Here is a 286-nt window from a genome sequence, read left to right as displayed (position 1 = left end):
CAGTTGCGAAAGCAGGTGTTCCTGTTTTGATGGCTGAAGCATTTGCCAAAGCTATTCAGGCAGGACGTATGGGGTATAAAGCAGGTATTCTCGAAGCACGCAATGTCGCAGTTCCTTCAACACCCGTTATTGGAAAAGCCGTCTTTTCATGAAACTGGATCCATTTTATCTCATTGTTGACAGTGCAAATTGGGTCGAGCGTTTGGTTCCCCTTGGCATAAAACTCATACAGTTGCGTATGAAAAATGAAGATCTTGAAACAATCACTCAACATATTAGGCGTGCG

Annotated in this window: 2 pseudogenes; both read left to right on the top strand. The window is 43.7% G+C overall.

The features are described 5' to 3' along the window. Positions 1 to 152 (top strand): annotated as a pseudogene (locus ACFIN0_RS10095) (thiazole synthase); the annotation flags it as partial. Continuing rightward, a pseudogene (locus ACFIN0_RS10090) lies at positions 149 to 286 on the top strand (thiamine phosphate synthase); the annotation flags it as partial. The pseudogenes ACFIN0_RS10095 and ACFIN0_RS10090, both read left to right, overlap by 4 nt.

Origin of the sequence: Bartonella sp. AA89HNZF, assembly GCF_042196905.1 — a bacterium.
In the GTDB taxonomy this organism is placed as follows: domain Bacteria; phylum Pseudomonadota; class Alphaproteobacteria; order Rhizobiales; family Rhizobiaceae; genus Bartonella.
Note: the sequence above shows the minus strand (reverse complement) of the source record. Positions and strands in the feature narration are given on the sequence as shown.